The organism is Mycobacterium paraterrae (genome assembly GCF_022430545.2).
In the GTDB taxonomy this organism is placed as follows: Bacteria; Actinomycetota; Actinomycetes; order Mycobacteriales; family Mycobacteriaceae; genus Mycobacterium; species Mycobacterium paraterrae.
The window spans coordinates 3,392,233-3,416,979 of the sequence record NZ_CP092488.2; the positions used below are offsets into that span (position 1 = coordinate 3,392,233).

The 24,747-nt window shown below is 67.1% G+C and carries 18 protein-coding genes and 1 tRNA gene; 11 read left to right on the forward strand and 8 right to left on the reverse strand.

All coding sequences use genetic code 11. From position 1 onward, the window contains the following. Positions 1-2: 2 nt before the first annotated feature. Positions 3-782 carry an alpha/beta hydrolase gene (locus tag MKK62_RS16375; protein ID WP_434084954.1) on the reverse strand — a complete coding sequence of 260 codons (780 nt, stop codon included), beginning with the start codon at positions 780-782 and terminating at the stop codon, positions 3-5. 63 nt (positions 783-845) lie between these two features. On the opposite strand from MKK62_RS16375, the gene MKK62_RS16380 reads away from it, so the two are divergent. Both MKK62_RS16380 and MKK62_RS16385 read left to right on the forward strand, forming a co-directional pair. Next, on the forward strand, positions 846-3,983 hold the full coding sequence (locus MKK62_RS16380) for an ATP-dependent helicase (RefSeq protein WP_240258827.1): 3,138 nt from the start codon (positions 846-848) through the stop codon (positions 3,981-3,983). Then, positions 3,980-7,324 (forward strand): ATP-dependent helicase, encoded by a 3,345-nt coding sequence (locus tag MKK62_RS16385; protein ID WP_240258826.1) that lies wholly within the window; start codon positions 3,980-3,982, stop codon positions 7,322-7,324. The genes MKK62_RS16380 and MKK62_RS16385 overlap by 4 nt, the downstream gene beginning before the upstream one ends. On the opposite strand, the gene MKK62_RS16390 is transcribed toward MKK62_RS16385, so the two are convergent. Next, the gene (locus MKK62_RS16390; RefSeq protein ID WP_240258825.1) at positions 7,321-7,716 is read right to left on the reverse strand and encodes a DoxX family protein; all 396 of its coding nucleotides are present in this window, start codon (positions 7,714-7,716) and stop codon (positions 7,321-7,323) included. The two genes, MKK62_RS16385 and MKK62_RS16390, sit on opposite strands and share 4 nt — an antisense overlap. 39 nt (positions 7,717-7,755) lie before the next feature. Here MKK62_RS16390 and MKK62_RS16395 point away from each other — a divergent pair, with 39 nt between their 5' ends. Both MKK62_RS16395 and nudC read left to right on the forward strand, forming a co-directional pair. Beyond that, on the forward strand, positions 7,756-8,823 hold the full coding sequence (locus MKK62_RS16395) for a potassium channel family protein (protein WP_240258824.1): 1,068 nt from the start codon (positions 7,756-7,758) through the stop codon (positions 8,821-8,823). A 13-nt stretch (positions 8,824-8,836) separates the two neighbouring features. After that, positions 8,837-9,760 (forward strand): NAD(+) diphosphatase, encoded by a 924-nt coding sequence (gene nudC, locus MKK62_RS16400; RefSeq protein ID WP_240258823.1) that lies wholly within the window; start codon positions 8,837-8,839, stop codon positions 9,758-9,760. A gap of 233 nt (positions 9,761-9,993) precedes the next feature. Here the strand turns inward: nudC and MKK62_RS16405 are convergent, their stop codons facing one another. After that, positions 9,994-10,248, reverse strand: a complete 255-nt coding sequence (locus MKK62_RS16405) for a mycoredoxin (RefSeq protein WP_240258822.1) — start codon at positions 10,246-10,248, stop codon at positions 9,994-9,996. 78 nt (positions 10,249-10,326) lie between these two features. On the opposite strand from MKK62_RS16405, the gene MKK62_RS16410 reads away from it, so the two are divergent. From MKK62_RS16410 to MKK62_RS16420, 3 genes are all read left to right on the forward strand, one after another. Next, positions 10,327-12,456, forward strand: a complete 2,130-nt coding sequence (locus MKK62_RS16410) for an ATP-dependent DNA helicase UvrD2 (protein WP_434085095.1) — start codon at positions 10,327-10,329, stop codon at positions 12,454-12,456. A 100-nt stretch (positions 12,457-12,556) separates the two neighbouring features. After that, a complete protein-coding gene (locus MKK62_RS16415) occupies positions 12,557-12,694 on the forward strand; it encodes a hypothetical protein (RefSeq protein ID WP_240258820.1) in 138 nt (45 codons plus the stop codon). A gap of 132 nt (positions 12,695-12,826) precedes the next feature. Then, the gene (locus MKK62_RS16420; protein WP_240258819.1) at positions 12,827-13,090 is read left to right on the forward strand and encodes a WhiB family transcriptional regulator; all 264 of its coding nucleotides are present in this window, start codon (positions 12,827-12,829) and stop codon (positions 13,088-13,090) included. A gap of 13 nt (positions 13,091-13,103) precedes the next feature. Here the strand turns inward: MKK62_RS16420 and MKK62_RS16425 are convergent, their stop codons facing one another. The 4 genes from MKK62_RS16425 to MKK62_RS16440 all read right to left on the reverse strand — a co-directional run bounded on the left by MKK62_RS16425 (position 13,104) and on the right by MKK62_RS16440 (position 18,821). Next, on the reverse strand, positions 13,104-14,447 hold the full coding sequence (locus MKK62_RS16425; RefSeq protein ID WP_240258818.1) for a macrolide-binding ATPase MABP-1: 1,344 nt from the start codon (positions 14,445-14,447) through the stop codon (positions 13,104-13,106). A gap of 42 nt (positions 14,448-14,489) precedes the next feature. Beyond that, positions 14,490-15,326 (reverse strand): cyclodehydratase, encoded by an 837-nt coding sequence (locus tag MKK62_RS16430; RefSeq protein WP_240258817.1) that lies wholly within the window; start codon positions 15,324-15,326, stop codon positions 14,490-14,492. Positions 15,327-15,378: 52 nt separating this feature from the next. After that, complete coding sequence (locus MKK62_RS16435) at positions 15,379-17,247, reverse strand: alkaline phosphatase family protein (protein ID WP_240258816.1); 1,869 nt, start codon at positions 17,245-17,247, stop codon at positions 15,379-15,381. A 188-nt stretch (positions 17,248-17,435) separates the two neighbouring features. Further along, a complete protein-coding gene (locus MKK62_RS16440) occupies positions 17,436-18,821 on the reverse strand; it encodes a zinc-dependent metalloprotease (protein WP_240258815.1) in 1,386 nt (461 codons plus the stop codon). Positions 18,822-18,916: 95 nt separating this feature from the next. On the opposite strand from MKK62_RS16440, the gene MKK62_RS16445 reads away from it, so the two are divergent. The 3 genes from MKK62_RS16445 (at position 18,917) to MKK62_RS16455 (ending at position 23,109) form a co-directional block, all read left to right on the forward strand. Further along, a complete protein-coding gene (locus tag MKK62_RS16445; protein ID WP_240258814.1) occupies positions 18,917-19,939 on the forward strand; it encodes a YlbL family protein in 1,023 nt (340 codons plus the stop codon). A 64-nt stretch (positions 19,940-20,003) separates the two neighbouring features. Then, complete coding sequence (locus MKK62_RS16450) at positions 20,004-22,973, forward strand: UPF0182 family protein (RefSeq protein ID WP_240258813.1); 2,970 nt, start codon at positions 20,004-20,006, stop codon at positions 22,971-22,973. Between the two features lie 62 nt (positions 22,974-23,035). Next, positions 23,036-23,109 (forward strand) — tRNA-Met (locus MKK62_RS16455). A gap of 201 nt (positions 23,110-23,310) precedes the next feature. Here the strand turns inward: MKK62_RS16455 and MKK62_RS16460 are convergent. Beyond that, a complete protein-coding gene (locus MKK62_RS16460; protein ID WP_240264109.1) occupies positions 23,311-23,952 on the reverse strand; it encodes a helix-turn-helix domain-containing protein in 642 nt (213 codons plus the stop codon). 419 nt (positions 23,953-24,371) lie between these two features. Between MKK62_RS16460 and MKK62_RS16465 the strand changes: the two genes are divergently transcribed. Beyond that, positions 24,372-24,743, forward strand: a complete 372-nt coding sequence (locus tag MKK62_RS16465; RefSeq protein WP_240258812.1) for a cupin domain-containing protein — start codon at positions 24,372-24,374, stop codon at positions 24,741-24,743. Positions 24,744-24,747 lie beyond the last annotated feature (4 nt).

Genomic DNA, 24,747 nt, shown 5'->3' on the forward strand with positions numbered 1-24,747 from the left:
GCTCACACCATTCGCTCGAGGATCAGCGCGGCGACATCGGCGGGTTTGGTCTCGGCCACCATGTGATCGCACTCCAAGGTCACGTATTCGAGATCCTCGCCCAGCTGTTCCGCCAGCGCGGCGACCAGGCGATCGGTGACATAGGGCGGTGACGTCCACGCCGCCCGCACCACGGTGGTGTGAGTTCCTTTGGGCGGCAACGCCATATCACGAGCCAGTTCGCTCCAATAGGACATCATGGCCGGCAAGCTGAGCCGCCAGGTGCACCGACCGCTGGGCAGCGTGACGAGGTGCTGGTCCAATTCGGTGTCGACGACGGCGGGATCCACGCCCGCCCAGGAACCGTTGGTCTTCGCCGCGCGGGCCTCCGCGGCGTCAGCGTAATCGGGCGAGGCCAACATGGCGTCGGCGATCTCGCGCATCCACCCGCCGTCGAGTGCGACTGCCGGATCGAGCAGCACGAGGTCTGAGACGCGGTCGGGATGGGCGGCCGCGAGTCGCAGGGCGATCGCGCTGCCGAACGAGTGCGCCACGATCGTCACCGGTCCGTCGGCCTCTCGCGCCAGCAGACCTTCCAGCGCGGACACGTTGGCGTCGATCGTCCACGGGGCATCCCACGTCGAGTGGCCGTGTCCAATGAGATCCGGTGCGATGACGGCCAATTCGGGTAGATAGCGGTCGGCCAAATGTCCCCACCGCTGGCCGTGTCCGGTGAGACCGTGCAGCGCGAGCAACCGCGCTGGACCGTCGGGCCCGAACCTATGCACGTGCAACGAAGTCACATGTCGATCGTGCCAGTACGTCATCCGGCCGACTTGTCGGACCCCCGTGGTGTCATTCCGGCTATGTCCTTCCACTGGGGCCCAGAGGCCCACCCTGTGCTCGATCCCGGTCTGCGCGGGACGGTACGCGTGCTGGGCGGGCCCGGCACGGGGAAGAGCTCGCTGCTGATCGACGTGGCAGCTGCCCGCATCGCGATGGGCACCGATCCGGAATCCGTTCTGCTGCTCACCGGGTCGGGCCGGATCGGCGCCCAGGCGCGCAGCGCGCTGACGGCGCGACTCCTGGAGTCCCAGCGCATGGGTCTGCGTCCCGCGGTCATCCGTGAACCATTGGTGCGCAGCGTGCACAGCTACGCGTTTGCCGTCCTGCGGCTGGCGGCTCAGCGTGCCGGCGGTCCACCGCCGCGGCTCGTGACTAGCGCCGAGCAGGACGCGATCATCGCCGAGCTGCTGGCCGGCGAGATCGCCGACGGTGCCGACGGATGGCCGACCGAACTGCGGGCGGCCCTGAGCACGACGGGTTTCGCGGCCGAACTGCGCGAGCTGCTGACCCGATGCGCCGAGCGCGGGGTCGACCCGCAGCAGCTGGAGCGGGTGGGTCGGCTGTCGGGCCGTCCGGAATGGGTTGCCGCGGGCCGGTTCGCGCGCAACTACGAACAGGTGATGCTGCTGCGGGCCGCCGTGGGAACGGCGGCTCCGCAGGCGACCACACCGGCGGTCGGGGCCGCCGAACTGGTGGGCGCCGCGCTGGAGGCGTTTGCGGTGGACCCGGAGTTGCTCGCGGGCGAACGGGCCCGGATCGGTGTGTTGCTGGTCGACGATGCGCAGCAACTGGATCCGCAGGCCGCCCTGTTGGTGCGGGTGCTGGCGGCCGGGGCAGAAGTGACGCTGCTGGCCGGCGACCCGGACCAGGCGGTGTTCGGCTTCCGTGGCGCCGAGCCTGCCGCGCTGCTGGGCCAGGGCACTCCATCGGTCACGCTGACGACGTCACACCGCTGCGCCCCGGCCGTGGCGAGGGCTGTCTCGGGCATCGCGGGTCGCCTGGCCGGCGGGGGCCAGATCGACGGCAGCGGAGACGATTACGGTTCGGTGCGAGTCCAGTTGGCCGGCTCCGCCGGTGCCGAGGCGACAATGATCGCCGACTACCTGCGGCGCGCTCATCTGGTCGACGGCGTGCCGTGGTCGCAGATGGCGGTCGTGGTGCGGTCGGTCCCGCGGGCGGCTGGGCTGCCGCACGCCTTGGCGCGCGCCGGTGTACCGGTTGCCCCGACCGCGCTCACCGGGCCGCTGGCTGCGCAGCCCGCGGTGCGGACGCTGTGTACGGTGCTGGCCGCGACGGCCGACGGGCTCACCGGTGAGCAGGCCCGGGCGCTGGTGACCGGCCCGATCGGCCGGGTCGACCCGGTGTCGCTGCGTCAACTGCGGCGCACCCTGCGGCGCGGCGAAAAGGGCGGCGCGTCACAGGATTTCGGCGACCAGCTGGTGGAGGTGCTGGGCGCTACGTCGCCGGCCCGGCTCACCGCGACCCAGGCCAAGTCGCTGGGGCGGGTGCGTGGGGTGCTGGACGCGGCCGCCGACTCCCACCGGCGCGGCGAGGATCCGCGCTACACGCTGTGGGCGGCATGGCAGCGGTCTGGTCTGCAGCGTCGTTGGCTGACCGCGTGTGAGCGCGGCGGTCCCGCCGGCGTCCAGGCTGGTCGCGATCTCGACGCGGTCACGGCGTTGTTCGACGCCACCGATCAGTACCTCGCGCGGACCGCCGGCGCATCGTTGCGCGGACTGATCGATCATCTGACGGCCGAGCAGCTTTTCACCGCTGGTGCCGAACGAGCTGCCGCGGAGGAGGTCTCGGTGCTCAGCGCCCACGCGGCGCTCGGCCATGAGTGGGATCTCGTCGTCGTCGCCGGCTTGCAGGAAGGGTTGTGGCCCAACACGGTTCCGCGCGGGGGAGTGCTGGGTACACAGCGGCTGCTGGACGTGCTGGACGGCGTTGCCGAAAGCGCGTCGATGCGCGCGCCGCTGCTCGCCGAGGAGCGGCGCCTGCTGGTCGGCGCGCTGGGACGGGCGCGCACCCGGCTGCTCGTCACCGCGGTCGACGGCGAGAGCAGTGGCGTCGACGAGGCCAGCATGCCGTCACCGTTCTTCGCCGAAATCGCCCAGTGGTCTACCGGAGCCGCCGACCTGGCACGCCCCAATGGCGGCGACCTGCCGCAGCCGGTCGTCGCGCCGCGAGTGCTGTCCACCAGCGCGGTGGTGGGCCGGTTGCGCGGTGTCGTGTGCGCACCGCAGGGAGCGGTCAGCGACGCGATGCGAGGCTGTGCCGCAACCCAATTGGCGCGCCTGGCGGCGGCAGGCGTCGCGGGCGCCGACCCCGCCGGCTGGTATGGCATGGCGGAAGTCAGCACGACCGAGCCGATGTGGAGCAGGGAAGAGCATCCAGAACATGTCGTGACGCTGACGCCGTCGAGCCTGCAGACGCTGACCGACTGCCCGCTGCGCTGGATGGCCGAACGCCACGGCGGCACCGATGCACGCGACCTCGGCTCGACCGTCGGCTCTCTCGTGCACGCGCTGATCGCCGAGCCGGGTCGCAGCGAGTCCGAGTTGCTCGCCGACCTGGAACGCGCTTGGCGGCATCTGCCTTTCGAATCACGCTGGTACGCCGACAATGAACTTGTCCGGCACCGGGCCATGGTGGAGGCTTTCCTGGCGTGGCGGGCGCAGACCCGTGGGCAGCTCACCGAAGTCGGCGTCGAAGTCGAGGTCGACGGGGTTCTGGCCGACGGTGAGGTCCGGCTGCGCGGCCGCGTCGACCGCATCGAACGCGACGCGGCCGGGCGGCTGGTGATCGTGGACGTCAAGACCGGCAAGACGCCGGTTACCAAGGACGATGCGCAGCGCCACGCTCAGCTGGCCGCCTACCAGCTTGCGGTGGCCGAAGGCCTGGTCGACCACGGCGACGAGCCCGGCGGCGGCCGTCTCGTCTATCTCGGCAAGCCAGGGTCGGGCGGCGCCACCGAGCGCGAGCAGGATCCGCTGACGCCCGACGCGCGAGACCAGTGGCGCGCCAAGATCCGGGACGCGGCCGCAGCCACCGCCGGACCGCAATTCATTGCGAGGGTCAACGACGGATGCACGCACTGCCCGGTGCGGCCGAGTTGCCCGGCGCACACGGGGCTCGACGGAAAGGAACCCGCATGACCGTCCTCGCGCCGGCACGCTACAGCCCGGCCGAATTAGCCAGTGCACTCGGCCTTTTCGAGCCGACCGAGGAACAGGCCGCGGTCATCGCCGCTCCGCCGGGACCGCTGGTGGTCATCGCCGGCGCCGGCGCCGGCAAGACTGAGACCATGGCCGCGCGGGTCGTGTGGCTCGTCGCCAACGGCTACGCCGATCCCGGACAGGTACTCGGCCTGACCTTCACCCGCAAAGCGGCGGGTCAGCTGTTGCGCCGGGTCAGGTCCCGACTGGCCCGTCTCAGCGGCACGGGGCTGGTCGTGTGCGGTCAACCGGACGAGCCCATTGGGGTGCCGGTAGTCAGCACCTATCACGCTTTCGCCGGCCAGTTGCTCCGCGAATACGGCTTGCTGTCGACCCCCGGCTCGGCACAACCCGTCGAACCCGACACCCGCCTACTCAGCGAGACCGAACTGTGGCAGCTGGCATTCGACGTCGTCAACTCCTACCCGGGAGAGCTCAACACCGAGAAGAACCCGGCCGCTGTCACCGCGATGGTGCTGCGGCTGTCGGGTCAACTTGCCGAGCATCTCGTCGACACCGACCAGGTTCGCGACACCCATGTCGAACTCGAGCGGTTGGTGCACACCCTTCCGGCAGGCCCCTACCAACGCGACCGCGGCCCCAGCCAGTGGCTGCTGCGCATGCTGGCCACCCAATCCGAACGCGCCGAGTTCGTGCCGCTGATCGACGCCCTGCACCGGCGGATGCGGGCCGAGAAGGTGATGGACTTCGGCAGCCAAATGGCTTGCGCCGCAAGGCTGGCGATGACGGTGCCACAGGTCGGCGAACAACTGCGCGGCCGTTATCGTGTGGTGCTGCTGGATGAATACCAGGACACCGGTTACGCGCAACGGATGTTGCTGTCGTCGCTGTTCGGTGGTGGAGTCGACGAACAACTGGCGCTTACCGCGGTCGGCGACCCGATCCAGTCCATCTACGGCTGGCGCGGCGCCTCGGCCACCAACCTGCCGCGTTTCACCACCGATTTCCCGCTGCCCGACGGCAGCCCGGCCCCGGTGTTGGAGTTGAGCACGAGCTGGCGCAACCCGCCGACGACGTTGCATGTTGCCAATGCCATGTCGGCCGATGCGCGGCAGCGTTCGGTGGCGGTCAACGCGCTGCGTGCGCGGCCCGGCGCCGACCTCGGCACGGTGCGCTGCGCGCTGCTGCCCGACGTGCTGGCCGAACGCGAGTGGCTCGCCGACCATCTGCAACAGCGTTACCGGCAGGCCGCAATCGACGGGGTGGCGCCGCCTACCGCCGCGGTCCTGGTGCGCCGCAACACCGACGCTGCGCCGATCGCCGCAGCGCTGCGCGCCCGCGGCATCCCCGTGGAAGTCGTAGGACTGGCAGGTCTGCTCGCGGTGCCCGAGGTCGCCGACGTAATGGCGATGCTGCGGCTGGTCGTCGACCCCACTGCCGGGGCTGCCGCGATGCGGGTGCTCACCGGTCCCCGGTGGCGGCTCGGCGCCCGCGACATAGCGACGCTGTGGAGGCGTTCCGTCGCGATCGCAAGCGCGGCGGAGCCGGGCGCCGCGGGTCGCGACCATGGGTCTGTCGAGCTCGACGACGGCCGTACGGCGCATTCCGGCGAGACGGCGGAACGGATCGCACAAGCCGCGGACCCGCAGGCCGATACCGCCGGCCTGGCCGACGCGCTCGCCGATCCTGGTCCAGCACAGATGTATTCGGCGGAGGGTTATCGGCGTATCGGTGAACTCGCCGACGAGCTCAACACGTTGCGCGGCCACCTCGGTCACCCGCTGCCCGACCTGGTCGCGGAGGTTCGCCGACTGCTCGGTGTCGACTGCGAGGTGCGAGCGGCGTCACGGGGCTCCGGATGGGCCGGCACCGAGCAGCTCGACGCCTTCGCCGACGTGGTCCACGGCTTTGCCGATCGGACCGCCGCTGGGGGCGACTCGCTGGCTTCGGTCGTTGAGCTGCTGGCTTACCTGGACGCGGCGGCGATTGTCGAGAACGGCTTGGCGCCGGCGCAGGTCGTGGTCGCGCAGAACCGGGTTCAAGTGATGACCGTCCACGCGGCAAAGGGTTTGGAGTGGCAGGTGGTCGCCGTGCCGCACCTATCGGGCGGGTTGTTCCCGTCGACTGCCCAGTCCCGCACCTGGCTCACCGATGCTGCCGACCTCCCGCCGCTGTTGCGCGGTGACCGGTCCGTGAAGGGCGTGCACGGCGTGCCGGTGCTCGACACGTCGGATGTGACCGATCGAAAGCAATTGTCGGACAGGATCTCTAAGCACCGCGCTCAGCTCGAGCAACGCCGCATCGACGAGGAGCGTCGACTGCTCTATGTGGCGATCACCCGCTCGGAGGACACGCTGCTACTGTCCGGCCACCACTGGGCCGCCACCGGCATCAAGCCGCGGGGGCCATCGGACTTTCTGTGCGAACTGAAGGACATCATCGACCGATCGGCAGACGCGGGCCGACCCTGTGGTGTCGTCGAATACTGGGCGCCCGCGCCGCCCGACGGGGAACGAAACCCGTTGCGCGACGGTGTGCAGGAGGCGAGCTGGCCCGTCGACCCGCTGGCTGCTCGCCGCGTCGACGTCCAGCGCGGTGCCGAACTCGTCAGGGCCGCGATGTCATCCGACGCTGCCGTGTCGGCCGCCGACTATGAAGGGTGGGCCGCCGACGTGGACGCCCTGCTGAAGGAGCGTGCCCAGGCCGCGCAGCCGGCCACGCGCACCCTGCCCAACGGGCTGTCGGTCAGCAGCCTAGTCGATCTGGCCCGCGATCCCGACCATGCGGCGCAGCGACTCACCCGCCGGTTACCGGCACGACCCGAGCCACATGCATTGCTGGGCAATGCCTTCCACGACTGGGTCGAGCGTTTCTATGGTGCCGAGCGGCTGTTCGATCTTGCCGATCTGCCCGGCGCCGCCGACACCGAGATCGCGCAGCGCGACGCCGAAGAACTCGCGGCGCTGCAAGAGGCCTTCCTGATTTCACCGTGGGCGGCGCGGACACCGATCGCTGTCGAGGTGCCATTCGAAATGGCCATCGGCGGCAAGGTGATTCGTGGTCGTATTGACGCGGTATTTGCCGAGCCGGACGGCGGCGCGACCGTGGTCGATTGGAAGACCGGTGAGCGGCCGCAGGGCTCCGACGCCGCTCGGCACGCCGCGATCCAGCTCGGCGTCTACCGCATCGCTTGGGCTGCGCTCAGCGGCTGCGACGAATCGTTGGTGCGCACCGCATTTCACTACGTGCGAACCGGGTGCACCGTCGTCCCGGATACGTTGCCAGGGCCCGACGAGATGGCCGGGCTGCTGGCCCGTTAGGAGTTGCGCGCGACCTTGAGCGCCGTGGTGATCATCGGGATCTGTAACGGCAGACGGGCCAGGGCAGCGATACGCGCTGGCCACCCCTTGTCCCACCACAGCCGAACCATGTTGACGTTGCCCGGAAATACCGCCAGGAACAACGCGGCCGCAGCCAACGCCGCCGCACGGCGGGTGCGCAGCGGCAGCAGCAGGGCGCCGATCACGACCTCGGCCACGCCGGAGGCATAGGTATAGAACCGCGCGCTGCCGGGCAGCTCGACGGGAATGATGCCGTCGAAGGGCTTAGGTGCCACGAAGTGGAGCGTGCCTACGCCGAGCAGCAGCGCCGCGATGCGGTAGGCAAGCGTCCGGCCGGCGTCGCGGTCAGAACTGGGAGTGATGGCGGTCATGGTTACATTGTGTCGTGCGTCCCTACGAGCCGATCAGCAGTGGTCAGAGTTAGCCGTCGGGAACGCGCTCTCGACGAGACGCTGACCACCAAGCCCGGCTACGCGCTCGTGGGAGTGGTGCGTGTCCCCGAGGTTCAGCTCAGTCCGATCCGGGCGATCTGGCGCCGGGTCGTTGTTGCGTTGCTGGCCCTGGCGGCCGCGGTGGTCACCGTCTACCTCGGCCGCAACGGCTACACCGACGTGCGGGGTGGACCGCTGACGTTCCTGGACTGCGTCTACTTCGCGACGGTGTCCCTGACCACGGTCGGTTACGGCGACCTGACCCCATCTACCGAATTCGCCCGGCTGATCAATGTTCTAGTGCTGACGCCGTTGCGGATCCTCTTCCTCGTGGTGTTGGTCGGCACGACCCTTCAGGTGCTCACCGAGCGATCCCGGCAGGCCTGGAAGATTCAGCGTTGGAGGAGCACAGTGCGCAACCACACCGTCGTCATCGGTTACGGGACCAAAGGCAAGACCGCGGTCGCCGCGATGTGCGGTGACGAGGCGGCCGGCAAGGACTTCGTCGTCGTCGACATCGACCACGCGGCTCTCGACAACGCCGCCGCCGCCGACCTGGTGACCGTGCACGGCGACGCCACGCGATCCGACGTGCTCCGGCTCGCCTCAGCCCAGCACGCGTCGTCCATCATCGTCGCCACCGGTCGCGACGACACCGCAACGCTGGTCACCCTGACCGCCCGCGAAGTCGCGCCGCACGCCAAGATCGTCGCGTCGATCCGCGAAGCGGAAAACCAGCATCTGCTCAAGCAATCCGGCGCCGATTCGGTGGTCGTCTCCTCCGAGACGGCGGGCCGGCTGCTCGGTGTCGCCACCACCACGCCGAGCGTCGTGGAGATGATCGACGACCTCCTGACGCCGTCGCACGGATTCGCCATCGCCGAACGCGAGGTCGAACAGACCGAGCTCGGCGGCTCGCCGCGGCACCTGCCCGACATCGTGCTCGGGGTGGTGCGCGATGGCCGGCTGTTGCGCGTCGACGCGCCCGAGGCGGACGCCCTCGAGTCCGGCGACCGACTGCTCTACGTCCGTAACACGGGTAAGTAAGGCGGGACCCCACGTGGATTTCCAGCTCAATAGCGTGCCGCTGCTATCGCGCATCGGCGCAGACCGTGCCGATCAGGTGCGCACCGACACCGATGCCGCGATCGCGGGATGGCCGAACGCCGCCCTGCTGCGGCTCGACTCGCGCAACCAGGTGATGGTCGCCGATGGCAAGGTTCTGCTCGGCCAAGCGAGCAAACTGGCCGACAAGCCGCCACTCGACGCGGTATTCCTGGGCCGCCTCGAGGACGGCCGGCACGTGTGGGCGGTCCGGGGTCCGCTGGAGTCGCCCGAAGACCCGGAGATCAAAGCCGAGGTCGCCGATTTGCGCCGGGCCGGGCAGCTTTTCGACGACGTCGGCGCGCAACTGGTGTCGGCCGCGGCGGCGTTGCTGAACTGGCATGCCAGCTCCCGGTTCAGCTCGATCGACGGCTCGCCGACCAAACCGGTGCGGGCGGGCTGGGCCCGTATCAACCCGGTCACCGGTCACGAGGAATTCCCGCGCATCGACCCGGCCATCATCTGTCTAGTGCACGACGGCGGCGACCGCGCGGTGCTGGCCCGGCAGACGGTGTGGCCGGCCCGGATGTTCTCGCTGCTGGCCGGCTTCGTCGAGGCGGGGGAGTCGTTCGAGACCTGTGTCGCGCGAGAGATTTACGAGGAGATCGGGCTGACGGTCAGCGACATCCGCTACCTGGGTAGCCAGCCGTGGCCGTTTCCCCGTTCCCTGATGATCGGCTTTCACGCGGTGGCCGATCCGGCTCAGCCGTTCGCGTTCAACGACGGCGAGATCGCCGAGGCGGAGTGGTTCACCCGCGACGAGATTCGCGCGGCCCTGCAGGTCGGCGATTGGAGCAGCGACTCGGAGTCTCGGCTGCTCTTGCCCGGGTCGGTGTCGATCGCACGGGTGATCGTGGAGTCCTGGGCTTACGCCGGTTGACGATGCAGGCCGGGACGGCCTGAGGAGGAGGCCGGCAATCGAACTACGCCCGGTGACGATGCGGGACGGTACGTCCCGCTGAGGAGCCGGGCAATCGGGCTACGCCGGTTGACGATGCGGGCCGGGACGGCCTGAGGAGGAGGCCGGCAATCGAACTACGCCGGTTGACGATGCAGGCCGGGACGGCCTGAGGAGGAGGCCGGCAATCGAACTACGCCGGTTGACGATGCGGGCTAGCTGCCCAGCTCGGCCAGCTTCGCCTTGACCGCGTTGCCGCTGGGGTTGGTCAGCGTCGAGCCGTCGGAGAATTTCACCGTCGGCACGACGTGGTTGCCACCGTTGACGGAGCCGACGAACTCGGCCGCGGCGGGATCCTGCTCGATGTCGACCTCGTCGTAGGCGATGCCCGCCGACTTGAGCACGGTCTTCAGTCGATGGCAGTAGCCGCACCACGGTGTGCTGTACATGGTGATGGAAGCGTTAGTCATAGTCCCTCCACGATAGAGGGCAGATCGGAGATGCCGCGGCGTGGCGCTGCCGGACGGCTGTCGGCGAGCACTGCCAAGATGGACGCCATGCCGGCGATCGCTGCCAACACCGACTCCCTCACCGTCGATCTCGACGACGAGCAGCGTGAGGCCGTGCTGGCTCCCCGCGGCCCGGTGTGTGTGCTGGCCGGGGCAGGGACGGGCAAGACCCGCACGATCACCCATCGCATCGCCCAACTCGTCGCGGCCGGTCACGTCGCCCCCGGTCAGGTGCTTGCCGTGACGTTCACTCAGCGCGCCGCCGGTGAGATGCGGACCCGGCTTCGCGCCTTGGGCGCCGCCGCGCAGACCGGCGTCGGTGGTGTGCAGGCGATGACATTTCACGCCGCCGCGCACCGGCAGCTGCGCTACTTCTGGCCGCGGGTGGTCGGCGACACCGGCTGGCAGTTGCTCGACACCAAGTTCGCCGTCGTCGCGCGCGGTGCCACCAGCGCCGGTCTGAAACTGAGCACCGACGACGTCCGTGACGTGGCCGGCGAAATCGAGTGGGCCAAAGCGTCGTTGATTTCGCCGGAGCAGTATCCCGACGCGGTGGCCGAGGCAGCCCGCGACGTCCCGCTGGACGCCGCGAAGGTCGCCGCCGTCTACACCGCCTACGAGTCGCTGAAGGCCCGCGGCAACAACGCCCAAGGCCTGGCGCTGCTCGACTTCGACGACTTGCTGCTGCACACCGCGGCAGCCATCGAGAACGACGCCGCGGTAGCCGAGGAGTTCCGTAATCGCTACCGCTGCTTCGTCGTCGACGAATACCAGGACGTCACCCCGCTGCAGCAGCGGGTGCTCTCGGCCTGGCTCGGCGACCGCGACGACCTGACTGTCGTCGGTGACGCCAACCAGACCATCTACTCGTTCACCGGGGCCTCGCCGCGCTACCTGCTGGACTTTTCGCGGCGATTCCCGGACGCCACCGTGGTGCGCCTGGAACGTGACTACCGGTCGACGCCGCAGGTCGTATCGCTAGCCAACCGCGTGATCGCCGCCGCTCGCGGCCGGGTCGCCGGCAGCAAGTTGCACCTGGTGGGCCAGCGGGATCCCGGCCCGGAGCCGACGTTTCGCGACTATCCCGACGAGGTGGCCGAGGCCACCGCGGTGGCCAAGTCGATCGCGCGACTGATCGAGGCCGGCACACCGCCCTCGGAGATCGCGGTGCTCTACCGCATCAACGCCCAGTCCGAGGTCTACGAAGAGGCGCTGACGGAGGCGGGAGCCCCCTATCAGGTTCGCGGCGGTGAGGGATTCTTCAGCCGCCAGGAAATCCGGCAGGCCCTGCTCGCGCTGCAGCGGGCGGCAAGCCGAGACGTGGAACCCGGCTCCGTGCTGCCCGAGGTAGTCCGCGGTCTCCTCGAGCCGCTCGGGCTGACCGCCGAGCCGCCGACCGGAACGCGGGCCCGGGAACGCTGGGAAGCGTTGGTGGCGCTGGCCGAGCTGGTCGACGAAGAAGTCGCGCACCGGCCCGACCTCGACCTGCCAGCGTTGGTCGCGGAGTTGCGGACCCGTGCCGACTCGCGCCACCCACCTGTCGTGCAGGGCGTCACGTTGGCGTCGTTGCACGCCGCCAAGGGACTCGAGTGGGACGCGGTGTTCTTGGTGGGGCTGACTGACGGCACGCTACCCATCTCGCACGCATTGGCCCACGGCGGCGAGAGTGAGGCGGTCGAAGAGGAGCGTCGACTTCTCTACGTCGGAATCACAAGGGCGCGAGTGCATTTGGCGATTAGCTGGGCGCTGGCCCGCAACCCGGGCGGGCGGCAGAGCCGCAAGCCGTCGCGCTTCCTCAACGGGCTGTCACCGCAGACCCAGGTCGACGCCGCGCCGAATCGCGCCCGGCGCAAGAGCGGGCCCGCGTCACGCTGCCGCATCTGCAACAACCAGCTCAGCACCCCGACGGCGATCATGCTTCGCCGCTGCGAGACGTGCGCCGCCGACATCGACGACGAGCTCCTGCTCCAACTCAAGGACTGGCGACTGCGCACTGCCAAGGAGATGAATGTCCCGGCCTACGTGGTGTTCACCGACAACACGCTGATCGCGATCGCCGAAATGCTGCCCGCCGATGACGCCGCGCTGGTCGCCATTCCAGGCATCGGTGCACGCAAGCTCGAGCAGTTCGGGCCCGATGTCCTAGAACTCGTCCGCAGTCGCACGTAAGTAAAACCACAGGTCAGAAAATCGCTTGCCGCGTCGCGCTGGTAGCATTTAGCCTCTAACCGCACACTTTCGCATGCCTAGACGAAAGGGGGGAGCCCTCATGATCACGCGCAACGCGTTCGACGTACGCCCGGCCGGCGATGTCGGCTCCGCCCATGCCGCCATCTCGGCGGCCGCGCACAAGCGCATTGCCGCCGCCAAGACCCAGCGTCCGTGGATCGGGGCTCTACCCACGTAGCAAGCCCACAATCTCACCAAAGGCCACGGACCCGAAGTCACCAGGATCCGTGGCCGATTTTTTTCCTCAGCACCTCGCCACTGGTCCGGAAATCACCCGACGCACGCCAGACCAGGAAGCAGGTATTACGACATGACCGCGGAACCAGATCCCGACGATCAGCGGCCCGAGTTGCCATGTCACGTCAGCGATCCCGACCTGTGGTTCGCCGACAGCCCGTCCGACTTGGAGCGCGCCAAGCAGCTGTGCACCGATTGCCCGATCCGGCGTGCGTGCCTTGCCGAGGCGCTGGACCGCGCCGAACCTTGGGGGGTGTGGGGCGGCGAGATCCTCGACCGGGGCTCGGTCGTCAGCCGCAAACGTCCGCGGGGCCGCCCCCGCAAGGTCGCCGCGTAGGTGACGAAAGCCGTTACGCGGTAGCGGTATCCGGCTCGGCGAACCCGGGTACCAATTCCTCGGAGAGCTTTTGGGTCGGCACGTGCGCGTCCAGTTGGCACAGGATCGCCATCGAGCTGGCCAGCACCCGCATCGGGATGGCCAGCTTCGGTGGCAGATTCATCTGCCGGGCCGTCTTGATCTGCGCGACGCCCTGGTTCAGCTGACGGTATGTCATGCGCTGCAACCACTTACGGGTGTAGTGGAAGACCTCGACCTCGACCGGCTCGACGTACTGGCGCAACATCTCGTCGATGTCGCGCACCGACACCTGCTCGCCCTTCTGGATGAAGCCGACCTTCTCCATGGTCGGCAGCACCAAGTCGTAATTCTTGTCGCGGGCCAATCGGATCGTCGCTCCGAGCTCGACCGGGAATCCACCGGGAAGCGGTGCGACAGCACCGAAATCGATGACGCCCATTTTTCCGTCGGGCATCAGCATGAAATTGCCCGGGTGGGCGTCGCCGTGGATCATCTCGATCCGGCGCGGCGCGTCGAAGATGAAGGCGGCCAACCGGGTTCCCAGCAGGTCGCGCTGCTCGACGGTGCCCTCGCGGATGATGTCGGCCATCGGGATGCCGTCGATCCATTCCTGCACGACGACTTTGGGGGCGCTGGCCACCACCCGAGGGACGAGGAAGTCCGGGTGGCCGGCGTACGCCTTGGCGAAGGCGCGCTGGTGCTCGGCTTCGAGCCGGTAGTCCAGCTCCATCTCGGTGCGCTCGATGAGCTCGTCGACAACGCCTTCGACGTCGACGCCCGGAGCGAGTTGCTTGACGACTCCGACCATGCGCCGCAACGTCTTCAGGTCGGCGCGCAACGCCTCGTCGGCACCCGGGTATTGGATCTTCACGGCGACCTCGCGGCCGTCGGCCCACACTCCCTTGTGCACCTGGCCAATGCTGGCCGAGGCCACCGCGGTGTCGTCGAACTCAGAAAACCGTTGACGCCACTTGGTACCCAGCTGCGCGTCGAGCACCCGGTGCACCCTGTCGGCGGGCATCGGCGGAGCATCTTTTTGCAACTTGGTCAGTGCTTCGCGGTACGGCTCGCCGAACTCCTCCGGGATGGCCGCTTCCATCACCGACAGGGCCTGGCCGACTTTCATCGCGCCGCCCTTCAGCTCGCCGAGCACGGTGAAAAGTTGGTGAGCCGCCTTCTCCATCAGCTCGGCGTTGACCTCGTCTTGAGATTTGCCAGCCAACCGCTTGCCGAACCCGAGCGCCGTGCGACCGGCGATGCCACCCGCCAAACCCGCTAACTTCGCGTTCCGCGAGGCGCCTCTGCGCTTGATCTCTGACACGTAACCATCATCCACGACAAGGCTGTGGATGCTCTATCGGTTCGGCCACAACCGCCGTCAGCAGGAACACAGCGGATGCCGGGGCCACTGGCGCGCGACGATCGAGCCGGCGTGCACGTCGAATTCCAGTGTGGCGCTCAACGAGGCCGGGGGATCGGCGTCGGTGCCGCGGACCGCACCAATCACCCGGTTGACCTGACTGAGTGCAAGTGCCGCGGTGGCCAGCAGCGTCGCCCGGTCTGCCACCCCGACGGTGTCGCGCAGCTGCGCGGCGATCGCGGGCCATGCCGCGTCGCGATCCCGACGGTGCAGGTCAGCACAGTCCAGGCAGCTGGTGACGCCGGGCACCACGAGGGGGCCGACGAGTCCGGTGCCGTCGCGGACCCGAACCGCGAGGTACGCGACGCCGTTGCTGTGCAGCTCACGCACCATGCGCGGGTCGGCGACCAGGGTGTCGGCCAGCACCACGAGGTCGGCATCGGCTGAGGTGACGGCCGCGTGCGGTTGGTTGCTTTGTTTGACTCTGGCCCCCGAGCACCGCAGCCCCTCGGCCAGCAACTCCGACAACGGGCCGCGACCGTGCACCCGGATCGACGCCGAGCGCGTCGGTCGCTGCCGGGCGCCGCGCCTCACGATTCCGGCCGCCTCCAATTGCGTAAGCAGAGTGGATAATCCGGTGTTACTCAGCCCGATGGGCCGGCGTCGCAGCTCGCTCATCGGTATCGGCGAATGCATCGCTCGTAGCAGGGCGGCCAGACCCGTGGCGGTCACGCCACGCGGTGGCCGGATCAGCACGGCGCGACGCGGACTCCAGCCCACCTGTACCGCGCCGTCGGGGCGAAGAAGCACCGGCAGCGCGGAGTCGAGAACGTACAGCTCGCCCGCCTGAGCCATCGTGGCACTGTGCCACGCCAGGCTGCGAGGCGAGATTCAGCTATCCACAGCGTCAGTTGGTGGTGCGCCAAAAGGCGTTCATCGGTGTCGCGTACATGTCGTTTGCCGTGAGCGGCGCCAACGGGTCCGTCGCCATCGGCGAGGCGTTGCCACGCAAGGCGTCTTCGATGGTGGCCATCAAGCTGTACTCGTTGGCGTACTGGTCGGTGGTGAAGGGGCCGTCTTCCATTCCAGACGCCACGGCGCCGCCGTTCGGGATGATGATCATCGGCACGTTGTTGCCCTCGTTCCCGAAGCCCAACGACAGGTTGTTGTTGTCCTCGTCGAACGTGACGATGATGACGTCCTTCTCGTCAGGGTTTGTCCACGTCGGCGAGTTCTCGATAGCTGATACCTCTTGCTGGGCAAACTGGTCGGCCGCCTCGACGTTGTACTGATGGTCCGTGAACTGGGTGGAAATGAATTGGGCGAGGCCTTGGAGACTATCGATGGGGCCTTCCCCGTTGTTGGCCTCGTTGGCAGCGATCCACGTGAATTCGGGGAAGCTGCCCGGGTCTTGAAGGTCGTCGGACAGGTTCCCCAGCGGGAGCAGGTGATCCGCCAGGTACGCGGGCGTGTTGTCGGTGACGTAACTGAATTGGGTGAAGGGTAATTCGTCGACGGAGTAGTCGCCCGATGACACGAGGTCGCCCGGGGTGGGCATGCTCTGCGCGTAGCCGGCCCACGAGATCCCAGCCAGATCCATCTCTTGCATGAGGTTGGGTGCGTTGATGCCGGCCAAGCTGGGGTTGTAGTCGATGCCAAAGTCGGAACCGCCCAACGGCCGGATGTAGTTGGGGTCGCTCGGGTGGCCCAACGCGTAGTAGTTCGAGTCATACAGTTGCGAGTTGATGAGGCTGTTCAGATACGGCGCGTTGGGGCTGCCGACAATGTCGTTGACGCCCTTGTTCTCCAGGTAGATCAGGAACACGTGGTCCAGCTCGCCGACGTTGGATTCCGGCGTGGTGAGGGTTGGCGGGGTGAGGGTCGGATCGCCGACCGTGAACGATTCGTTGTCGGCGTAGGCGCCGTTGTAATTGCCCAAGACCCAGTCTTTGTCGGTGAAGGTCGTGGTCACCACCGCGGAGGTGGTGCCCTCGGGCACCGTCCCGGAGATGTCACGTTCCTCGAACCCGGTGAAGCCCAAGCGATCCCACACGGTGACCGGGTTGAGCGAGTCGGTGCCCACGATTTGGTCGCCGTCGTAGAAGGTGACCTGCACGTCGGCCGTAGACGGGTCCCAGCCCTGGCCGCCGAGGTCGGCGCTCAGCGTGAACGGTTTCCCGGCCTCGCCGCTCAACTCGACGGTCTGACTGATGCTGGACGTGGCCACGGGTCCACCGCCGGCGAAGTTGTCGCCGCCGCCGGGAGGCGGGGTTTGCGGAAAGTCAAAGAACTTGGGGAACGGAGTCGGCAAGCCAATCGGATATCCGCCCTGGGTGCCGTACGCGATCACCGTCGGCGTGCCGGTCTCTGTCCAGCCCGGGATGGTCACCCCGCTGTAGCCCGATCCGGACGGGTCGGCGGTTTCGAAGCCGGGGTTGACCAGCAGGTTCGGACTCATCGCCGTGGCGTCCGTGCTGGCGACGGCATCGGCATGGTTGAACCAGGCGCCGAGCGCGGTATCGACCTGCTGGCTGAACCCGGCCCAGTCCTGTTCCAGCACCTGCAACCAGGTATCGGCCGGGCTGGCCGCGGCGGCCATACTGCCGAGATCCGGAAGCGCGCCCGATACGCCGGCCAGGTCGCCGAACGAATGCGTGATCGCGTTGACGACCTGGTCGAAGACTACGTCGAGGCCATCGGCGCGGGCGGTGGGTGCGTCAGCCAGTTGCGCCAGTCCGATCGCGAGGAATCCAGTGATCGCGCTGGTCACCACCACGGTTCGCCTACGGCGCCGGTTCATCGCCTGCCGTGAGTGAGAGTTGTGCTTGATAGCTCGTCGTTGAGTCATCGCCGGTACTTCCCGTCCGCACGTTTATGACAGTCACAGGTGTTCTTAAGCTAAACCCTAAGTTTTCGATGTGACGGACTTTCGACGAGATCGCCCCAGGCGTCTTTGCCGAGCGGTCAGCTATCCGCTGCGCCGGGACCGTCGTCGCCGGACTCGGCGCGTCGCTCGAATTCGGCGATCGCCTCGTCGATTCCGCTGGTGTCACCGCCGAGCGAGCGGTCGATGAAGGCCGCCGGGTCGTCGAGGTCGTCGGTGCCGGGCAACAGATCGGGGTGCTGCCACACGGCGTCGCGGGCATCGACGCCAACTGCTTGAGTCAGCCGGTCCCATAGCGCCGCCGCCTCGCGCAGCTTGCGTGGTCGCAACTCGAGACCAACCAAAGTGGCGAAGGTCTGCTCGGCGGGCCCGCCGGTGGCCCGGCGGCGGCGCAGCGTCTCGCCGAGTGCGTCCGCGCCGGGGATGCGCTCGCCCAGTGCGGCGTCGACCACGGTCTGCACCCAACCCTCGATGAGCGCCAGCAGCGTCTCGAGTCGCTCCAGCGCATGGGTCTGCTCCGGCGTCGCCTTCGGTTCGAAGACCCCTTGTTCCAGAAGCTGTTCCATCGCGGCGGGATCGCTCAGCGACGCCGGGTTGAAGTCGCGGGCCAGTTCCTCGATGCCGTGCATGTCGATCTTCATGCCTTTGGCGTAGGCCTCGACCGCGCCGAGTAGCTGGCTCGACAGCCATGGCACGTGGCTGAACAGGCGATGGTGGGCAGCCTCGCGGGCGGCTAGGAACGTGACGATCTCGCTGCGGGGCTGCTCGAGTCCTTCGGCGAACGACTCGATGGCGTCGGGCAGCAGCGCGGCGATTCCCTTGGGGCCCAACGGCAATCCGACGTCGGTTGACGTCAGGACCTCTTTGGACAGCCGGGCCAGCGCCTGGCCCAGCTGCGAGCCGAATGCCATGCCCCCCATCTGCGACATCATCGACATCAGCGGGCCCGCCATCGCCTTGGCTTCTTCGGGCAGCGAGGAGGCCCAGACCGTCGCGATCTGTTGGGCCATCGGGTCGCACAGCCGTTTCCACGTCTCCAGGGTGTTGTCCACCCAGTCGTTGGGAGTCCACGCGAGGGCCTTGGTGGTGCCTGCTGGCAGGGCGGTCACGCCGTCGAGCCAGGTTTCGGCGAGGTGGACGGCGTCGGCGATGGCCTCGCGGGTCGCGCTCGGGATGGGAGCCACGAAGCCGATCGAGCTCGACGCCAGCTGGCGCGCCAACTCGTAGTTGACCGGTCCTGAAGACTGCCCACCCATCGCGCCGGCCCCGCTGAACATCTGCCCCAGCCGGGTGAACATCTGGCCGAGGTCGGCCACGTTGAACTCACCGCCCAGGCCGCCCAATCCGAAGGGGTCGGCAGATCCCGAGCCGGATCCGGGGTCGTTGTCGCGGCGCTTGTCGCGGTCCGGGTCGTCTCCTGCGGAGAACCCGAAAGGCAGGTCAGCCATGTCCACAACGGTACTCATCGTCACAGCGGGACGCGCGGGCCGCCGTCACGCTCTGAGTGAACCCGCCCCGCATGAGCCCGGGCGGTCTGACCACGCCGTCTAGTCTTAGCGGCGTGAACAGGCGGATTCTGACGCTGATGGTGGCGCTGGCCCCGATCGTCGTGTTCGGCGTGCTGCTGGCGGCGGTGACGGTGCCGTACGTGTCGCTGGGCCCGGGTCCCGCGTTCGACACGCTCGGCGAGGTCGACGGCAAGCAGGTTGTCGAGATCAAGGGCACTCAAACGCACCCGACGACGGGCCACCTGGACATGACGACGGTGTCCCAGCGGGACGGGCTCAGCCTTGCCGAGGCGCTGACGCTGTGGCTTTCCGGCCAGGAGCAGCTGATGCCGCGCGACCTGGTCTATCCGCCGGGCCAGTCGCGCGAAGAAGTCGACAAGGCCAACGACGCCGACTTCAAGGAATCGGAGCACAACGCCGAATTCGCGGCCCTGGGATATTTGAAATACCCGGAAGCCGTCACGATCGTGACCCTGACGGACCCCGGCCCCTCGGTGGGCAAGCTGCAGGCCGGCGACGCGATCCAGGCGGTGAACGGTAAGCCGGTAGCGAACGTCGAGCAGTTCACGTCGTTCCTGAAAACCACCAAACCCGGACAACAGATCACAGTCGACTTCCGCCGGAAGAACGCCGATCCCGGGTCGGCGCAGATCACCCTCGGCCACCACCCGAAGGGCGACTACGGCTTCGTCGGCGTCTCGGTGACCGACGCACCCTGGGCCCCGTTCGCGGTCGACTTCAACTTGGCCAACGTGGGCGGACCGTCGGCGGGGCTGATGTTCAGCCTGGCCGTGATCGACAAGCTGACCACGGGAAATCTTGCCGGCTCGAAGTTCGTGGCGGGCACCGGCACGATCAAGCCGGACGGCGAGGTCGGCCGTATCGGCGGCATCGGGCACAAGATGAGCGCGGCCCGCGACGCGGGCGCGACGGTCTTTCTGGTGCCGGCCGGCAACTGCTACGAGGCGAACGCCGAGAAGGTGGCGGGCCTGCAGTTGATCAAGGTCGACACCCTCGGCGGGGCAGTGGACGCATTGCATGCCGTGGCCTCCGGCGGGCAGCCGCCGAGGTGTTAAGCGTGCGTACAGTCGAATTCATCCGTCAACAGCCACTGTCGAGACTGATCAGGGAGCGTAGCTAGTGGGGATGCGGCCCGCCGCCAGAATTCCGAAGCTGACCCGACGCAGCCGGACTCTCATCGCGATCGCGTTGACCGTGATCGGCCTGCTGCTGGTCGGTCCTCGGCTGATCGATGCCTATGTCGACTGGCTTTGGTTCGGAGAGTTGGGCTACCGGTCGGTGTTCACCACCGTGTTGATGACCCGGCTGATCGTGTTCGTGGTAGTCGGCGTGCTGGTCGGCGGCATCGTGTTCGCGGGCTTGGCGCTGGCATATCGGACTCGGCCCGTATTTGTCCCCAGTAACGGCAGCGATCCGGTGGCGCGCTATCGCACGCTGGTGATGTCCCGGCTGCGGGCGACCGGTGTCGGGGTGCCGGTGGCGATCGGCTTGCTGGCAGGGATTGTCGCGCAGACCTTTTGGGTCCGCATTCAACTGTTCCTGCACGGAGGCAGCTTCGGGGTCCGCGACCCGCAGTTCGGCAAGGATCTCGGCTTCTACGCTTTCGATCTGCCGTTCTACCGACTGGTGCTCAGCTTTTTGTTCGTAGCGATTTTTCTGGCTTTCGTCGCGAATCTGCTGGCGCACTACATCTTCGGCGGCATCCGCTTGTCCGGTCGTACCGGTGCGCTCAGCCGCTCGGCGCGTATCCAGTTGATCAGCTTGGTCGGAACGCTGGTGCTGCTCAAAGCGGTCGCCTACTGGCTGGATCGCTACGAGTTGTTGTCGCACACCCGGGCGGGCAAGCCGTTCACCGGGGCCGGTTACACCGACATCAACGCGGTGCTGCCGGCAAAGCTGATCCTGCTGGCAATCGCGCTGATCTGCGCGGTCGCGGTGTTCTCCGCGATCGTGTTGCGCGACTTGCGTATTCCGTCCATCGGACTGGTGCTGTTGCTGCTGTCCTCGATGGTCGTCGGCGCGGCTTGGCCGCTGGTCATCGAGCAGTTCAGCGTCAAGCCCAATGCGGCGCAAAAGGAACGCGAATACATCAGCCGCAGCATCACCGCCACCCGGCAGGCCTACGGGTTGACCGACGACGTGGTCACCTACCGCGACTACAGCGGCGACGGGAAGACCACGGCGGAACAGGTGGCGTCAGACCGGGCCACCACCTCCAACATCCGGTTGCTCGACCCGACCATCATCAGCCCCGCGTTCACGCAGTTCCAGCAGGGCAAGAACTTCTACTATTTCCCCGACCAGTTGTCGATCGACCGGTACCGCGATCGCGACGGCAACCTGCACGACTACGTGGTTGCCGCCCGCGAACTCAACCCCGATCACCTGATCGACAACCAGCGGGACTGGATCAACCGTCACACCGTCTTCACCCACGGCAACGGCTTCATCGCCTCGCCGGCCAACACCGTGCGCGGAATTGCCAACGACCCCAACCAAAACGGCGGCTACCCAGAATTCAAGGCCACTGTGGTCGGCGCGAACGGCAGCGTGACGTCCACCGGTCCGGCGCCGCTGGACCAACCTCGGGTGTATTTCGGGCCGGTGATCGCCAGCACCCCGGCCGATTACGCGATCGTCGGGCGCAACGGCGTGGACCGCGAATACGACTACGAGACCAACACAGAGACCAAGAACTACACCTACACCGGGACCGGCGGTGTGCCACTCGGTAGCTGGATCTCGCGCGGGGTGTTCGCGGCCAAGTTCGCGGAGCGAAACTTTCTGTTCTCCAATGTCATTGGATCGAACAGCAAGATTCTGTTCAACCGCGACCCGGCGCAGCGCGTCGAGGCGGTGGCGCCGTGGTTGACCACCGACAGCAGCGTGTATCCGGCGATCGTCAACAAGCGGCTGGTGTGGATCATCGACGGTTACACCACGCTGGACAACTATCCGTACTCCGAACTGACTTCGCTGTCGTCGGCCACCGCCGACTCCACCGAGGTGGCGTTCAACCGGCTCGCGCCGGACAAGCAAGTGTCCTACATCCGTAACTCGGTCAAAGCCACCGTCGACGCCTACGACGGCACCGTGACGCTCTATCAGCAGGACGAGCACGACCCGGTGCTGCAGGCATGGATGAAAGTCTTTCCGGGAACGGTCAAGCCGAAGAGCGACATCACCAGCGAACTGGCCGCGCACCTGCGCTATCCCGAAGACCTGTTCAAGGTTCAGCGGATGCTGCTGGCGAAGTATCACGTCAACGACCCGGTGACGTTCTTCTCCACTTCTGACTTCTGGGATGTGCCGCTGGACCCGAACCCGACAGCCAGTAGTTACCAGCCGCCGTATTACATCGTTGCGAAAAACATTGCCAAGGATGACAATTCGGCGTCGTTCCAGTTGACCAGCGCGATGAACCGGTTCAAGCGCGACTACTTGGCCGCCTACATCAGCGCCAGTTCCGATCCGTCGACGTACGGCAAGATCACGGTGCTGACCATCCCGGGTCAGGTAAACGGCCCCAAGCTGGCCAACAACGCGATCACGACGGATACGGCTGTGTCCCAAGACCTCGGCGTGATCGGGCGTGACAACCAGAACCGGATCAAGTGGGGCAACCTTCTGACCCTGCCGGTGGCGCAGGGCGGCTTGCTGTACGTCGAGCCGGTCTACGCCTCGCCCGGTTCGAGCGACGTGGCCTCGTCGTATCCCAGGTTGATTCGCGTCGCGATGATGTACAACGACAAGATCGGCTACGGGCCAACCGTGGGCGACGCGCTCAACGGGTTGTTCGGCCCCGGCGCCAGCGCGACCGCGGCCGGTATTGCGCCCACCGAACCGGCCCCACCCGCCGCCGCGCCGCCCGGTGAACCGCCCGCGAGCCCGCCACCTCCGGCCAATGCCGCCGTGCCACCGCCCAGCGGCGCGGTGAGCCTGTCGCCGGCCAAGGCCGCCGCGCTCAAGGACGTCGAGACGGCGATGGGTGCTGCCCGCGACGCCCAGAAGTCCGGGGATTTCGCGGGCTATGGGGCGGCGCTGCAGCGCCTCGACGAGGCGATCACCAAGTACAACAACGCCAAATAGCCGCTGGTCAGAGCGCGATTTGGTGCCCTCGTGCGCGTTGAAGTAACCTGATATTCACCCGTCGCGGGGTGGAGCAGCTCGGTAGCTCGCTGGGCTCATAACCCAGAGGTCGCAGGTTCGAATCCTGTCCCCGCTACTAAAGAGAAACGGCCCCCGGAGATCACTCCGGGGGCCGTTTTGATGCCGCATGGGAACGGATTTGGCCCAAGCACGCCTACCGCGAGGACGGTCGGTTCTTCCCTTGCTCCCCGCGCGAAGGCGTTTCTATGCACCCGGATGGCTTAGGCGCGGGCAATCTGCGAGCCGCTGAGCAAAGTCGGGTACTGGCTCGGGCGGCTCAAATGGCGGCCCGGTCGTCGGGGTAGGCGGTGATCGCCAAAAATCTGATCGGCAAGCGCACCAACTGATGCGGTCCGTGCATCGTCTCGCCGTCGAGCAGCAGCGTGTCGCCAGGGCGAAGTGTGTATTCGGCCTCGCCGTGGCCGTACATCATGACGCCTTCGAGCATGTAGAGGACTTCGGTGCCGGGATGCTGAAACTGGGGAAAGATCTCGCTTGCCTCGGTCAAGGTCACGAGCACCGGTTCGAGCCGCTTGTGTGGGCCCCGGAGCGCCCCCAAGAGCTCGTAGTGGTGGCCTACCCGGGTGCCTCGGCCGACGATCTGCGAACCCCGGCCGTTCTCGGTGTAGACGGCTTCGTGCCCGGTGTCAGCGCCGCGGAACAACACCGTTACCGGGACGTCCAATCCGGCCGCCAATCTTGCCAATGTTGAGAGGCTGCAAGATGTTTGGGCATTTTCAATCTTGGACAGCATCGCCTTGGAAATTCCGACTTTGGCCGCCATATCGGCTATCGACAGCCCGGCGGCCCGGCGGAGCGTGCGGACCTGACGGGCGATCGCCTTCTCGAGGTCGTTACCGGTGAGTGCCTCACCGGTAACTTCACGATTGAGCGGTGCCGGATCGCCCGTGTCGCGCACAACCTTCAATTCGCGGTCCTCCACGCGGGCCAGCTTAACAGGCATTGTTTCCTGTCATGAAACACCACGCGGGGCTTGCACGTGGCCTTCTCCGCTGGGGCGAGGTTTCGATTTTTTATCTCGCGTCTCAAAGGTGACCTGCGCCCTCTGCTGCATTGGGAGTCGATGAGTACTGTTTCATACCAGTGGACGCTCTTCCCTCTCGTCTACCAGCGTCGGGCGCGCCCGAGGCCCACCCGCGCCTGGTGGTCAACGACCGTTCACATGGGATGACCCACAAACACCTGGTCTTATGTGCGACAGTGGTCCACTGTAAAGAATCGGAAGTTCATTTAGAGAAACAACTCTTTGACCTGTCGGCAACATTGCTGCGGTTTCCTGATAGTCGATGTCGTTGCCTACAGCGAAATGGAGATGCGATGGAGCCCACCGCCGTGCAAGCGTCCTTCCGGGTCACCCCGGATGCGTGGAAGAACCTGCCCTCGATGGGAGTGCCGCACACCAAGGGCTTCATCAAAGATGTGTACGAAAATCCCGAGGGCAGCCGCATGTGCTCGGGTTTCTTCGAACTCAAGCATTCCGATGAGCCGCTGCTCTACGTCTACACCTACGACGAGATGAAGGTCGTCTTGGAAGGCGAGTTCCTGCTCGAGAACCGAGACACCGGCCAGACACTCGTCGCCAAAGCCAAGGACGCGATCTTTTTCCCGAAGGGCTCGCGGATCTACTTCTCAACGCCGAGTTACGCATTGGCCTTCTACTGCGGTGACCGCAGCGCAGACCTGCTCTGACACG

Bases quoted from the DNA above. Each gene is read 5' to 3' on its own strand.
- MKK62_RS16380 (WP_240258827.1), top strand. From the start codon at position 846: ATGTCCTTCCACTGGGGCCCAGAGGCCCACCCTGTGCTCGATCCCGGT.
- MKK62_RS16385 (WP_240258826.1), top strand. From the start codon at position 3,980: ATGACCGTCCTCGCGCCGGCACGCTACAGCCCGGCCGAATTAGCCAGT.
- MKK62_RS16390 (WP_240258825.1), bottom strand. From the start codon at position 7,716: ATGACCGCCATCACTCCCAGTTCTGACCGCGACGCCGGCCGGACGCTT.
- MKK62_RS16405 (WP_240258822.1), bottom strand. From the start codon at position 10,248: ATGACTAACGCTTCCATCACCATGTACAGCACACCGTGGTGCGGCTAC.
- MKK62_RS16410 (WP_434085095.1), top strand. From the start codon at position 10,327: ATGGACGCCATGCCGGCGATCGCTGCCAACACCGACTCCCTCACCGTC.
- MKK62_RS16415 (WP_240258820.1), top strand. From the start codon at position 12,557: ATGATCACGCGCAACGCGTTCGACGTACGCCCGGCCGGCGATGTCGGC.
- MKK62_RS16420 (WP_240258819.1), top strand. From the start codon at position 12,827: ATGACCGCGGAACCAGATCCCGACGATCAGCGGCCCGAGTTGCCATGT.
- MKK62_RS16430 (WP_240258817.1), bottom strand. From the start codon at position 15,326: ATGGCTCAGGCGGGCGAGCTGTACGTTCTCGACTCCGCGCTGCCGGTG.
- MKK62_RS16440 (WP_240258815.1), bottom strand. From the start codon at position 18,821: ATGAGTACCGTTGTGGACATGGCTGACCTGCCTTTCGGGTTCTCCGCA.
- MKK62_RS16465 (WP_240258812.1), top strand. From the start codon at position 24,372: ATGGAGCCCACCGCCGTGCAAGCGTCCTTCCGGGTCACCCCGGATGCG.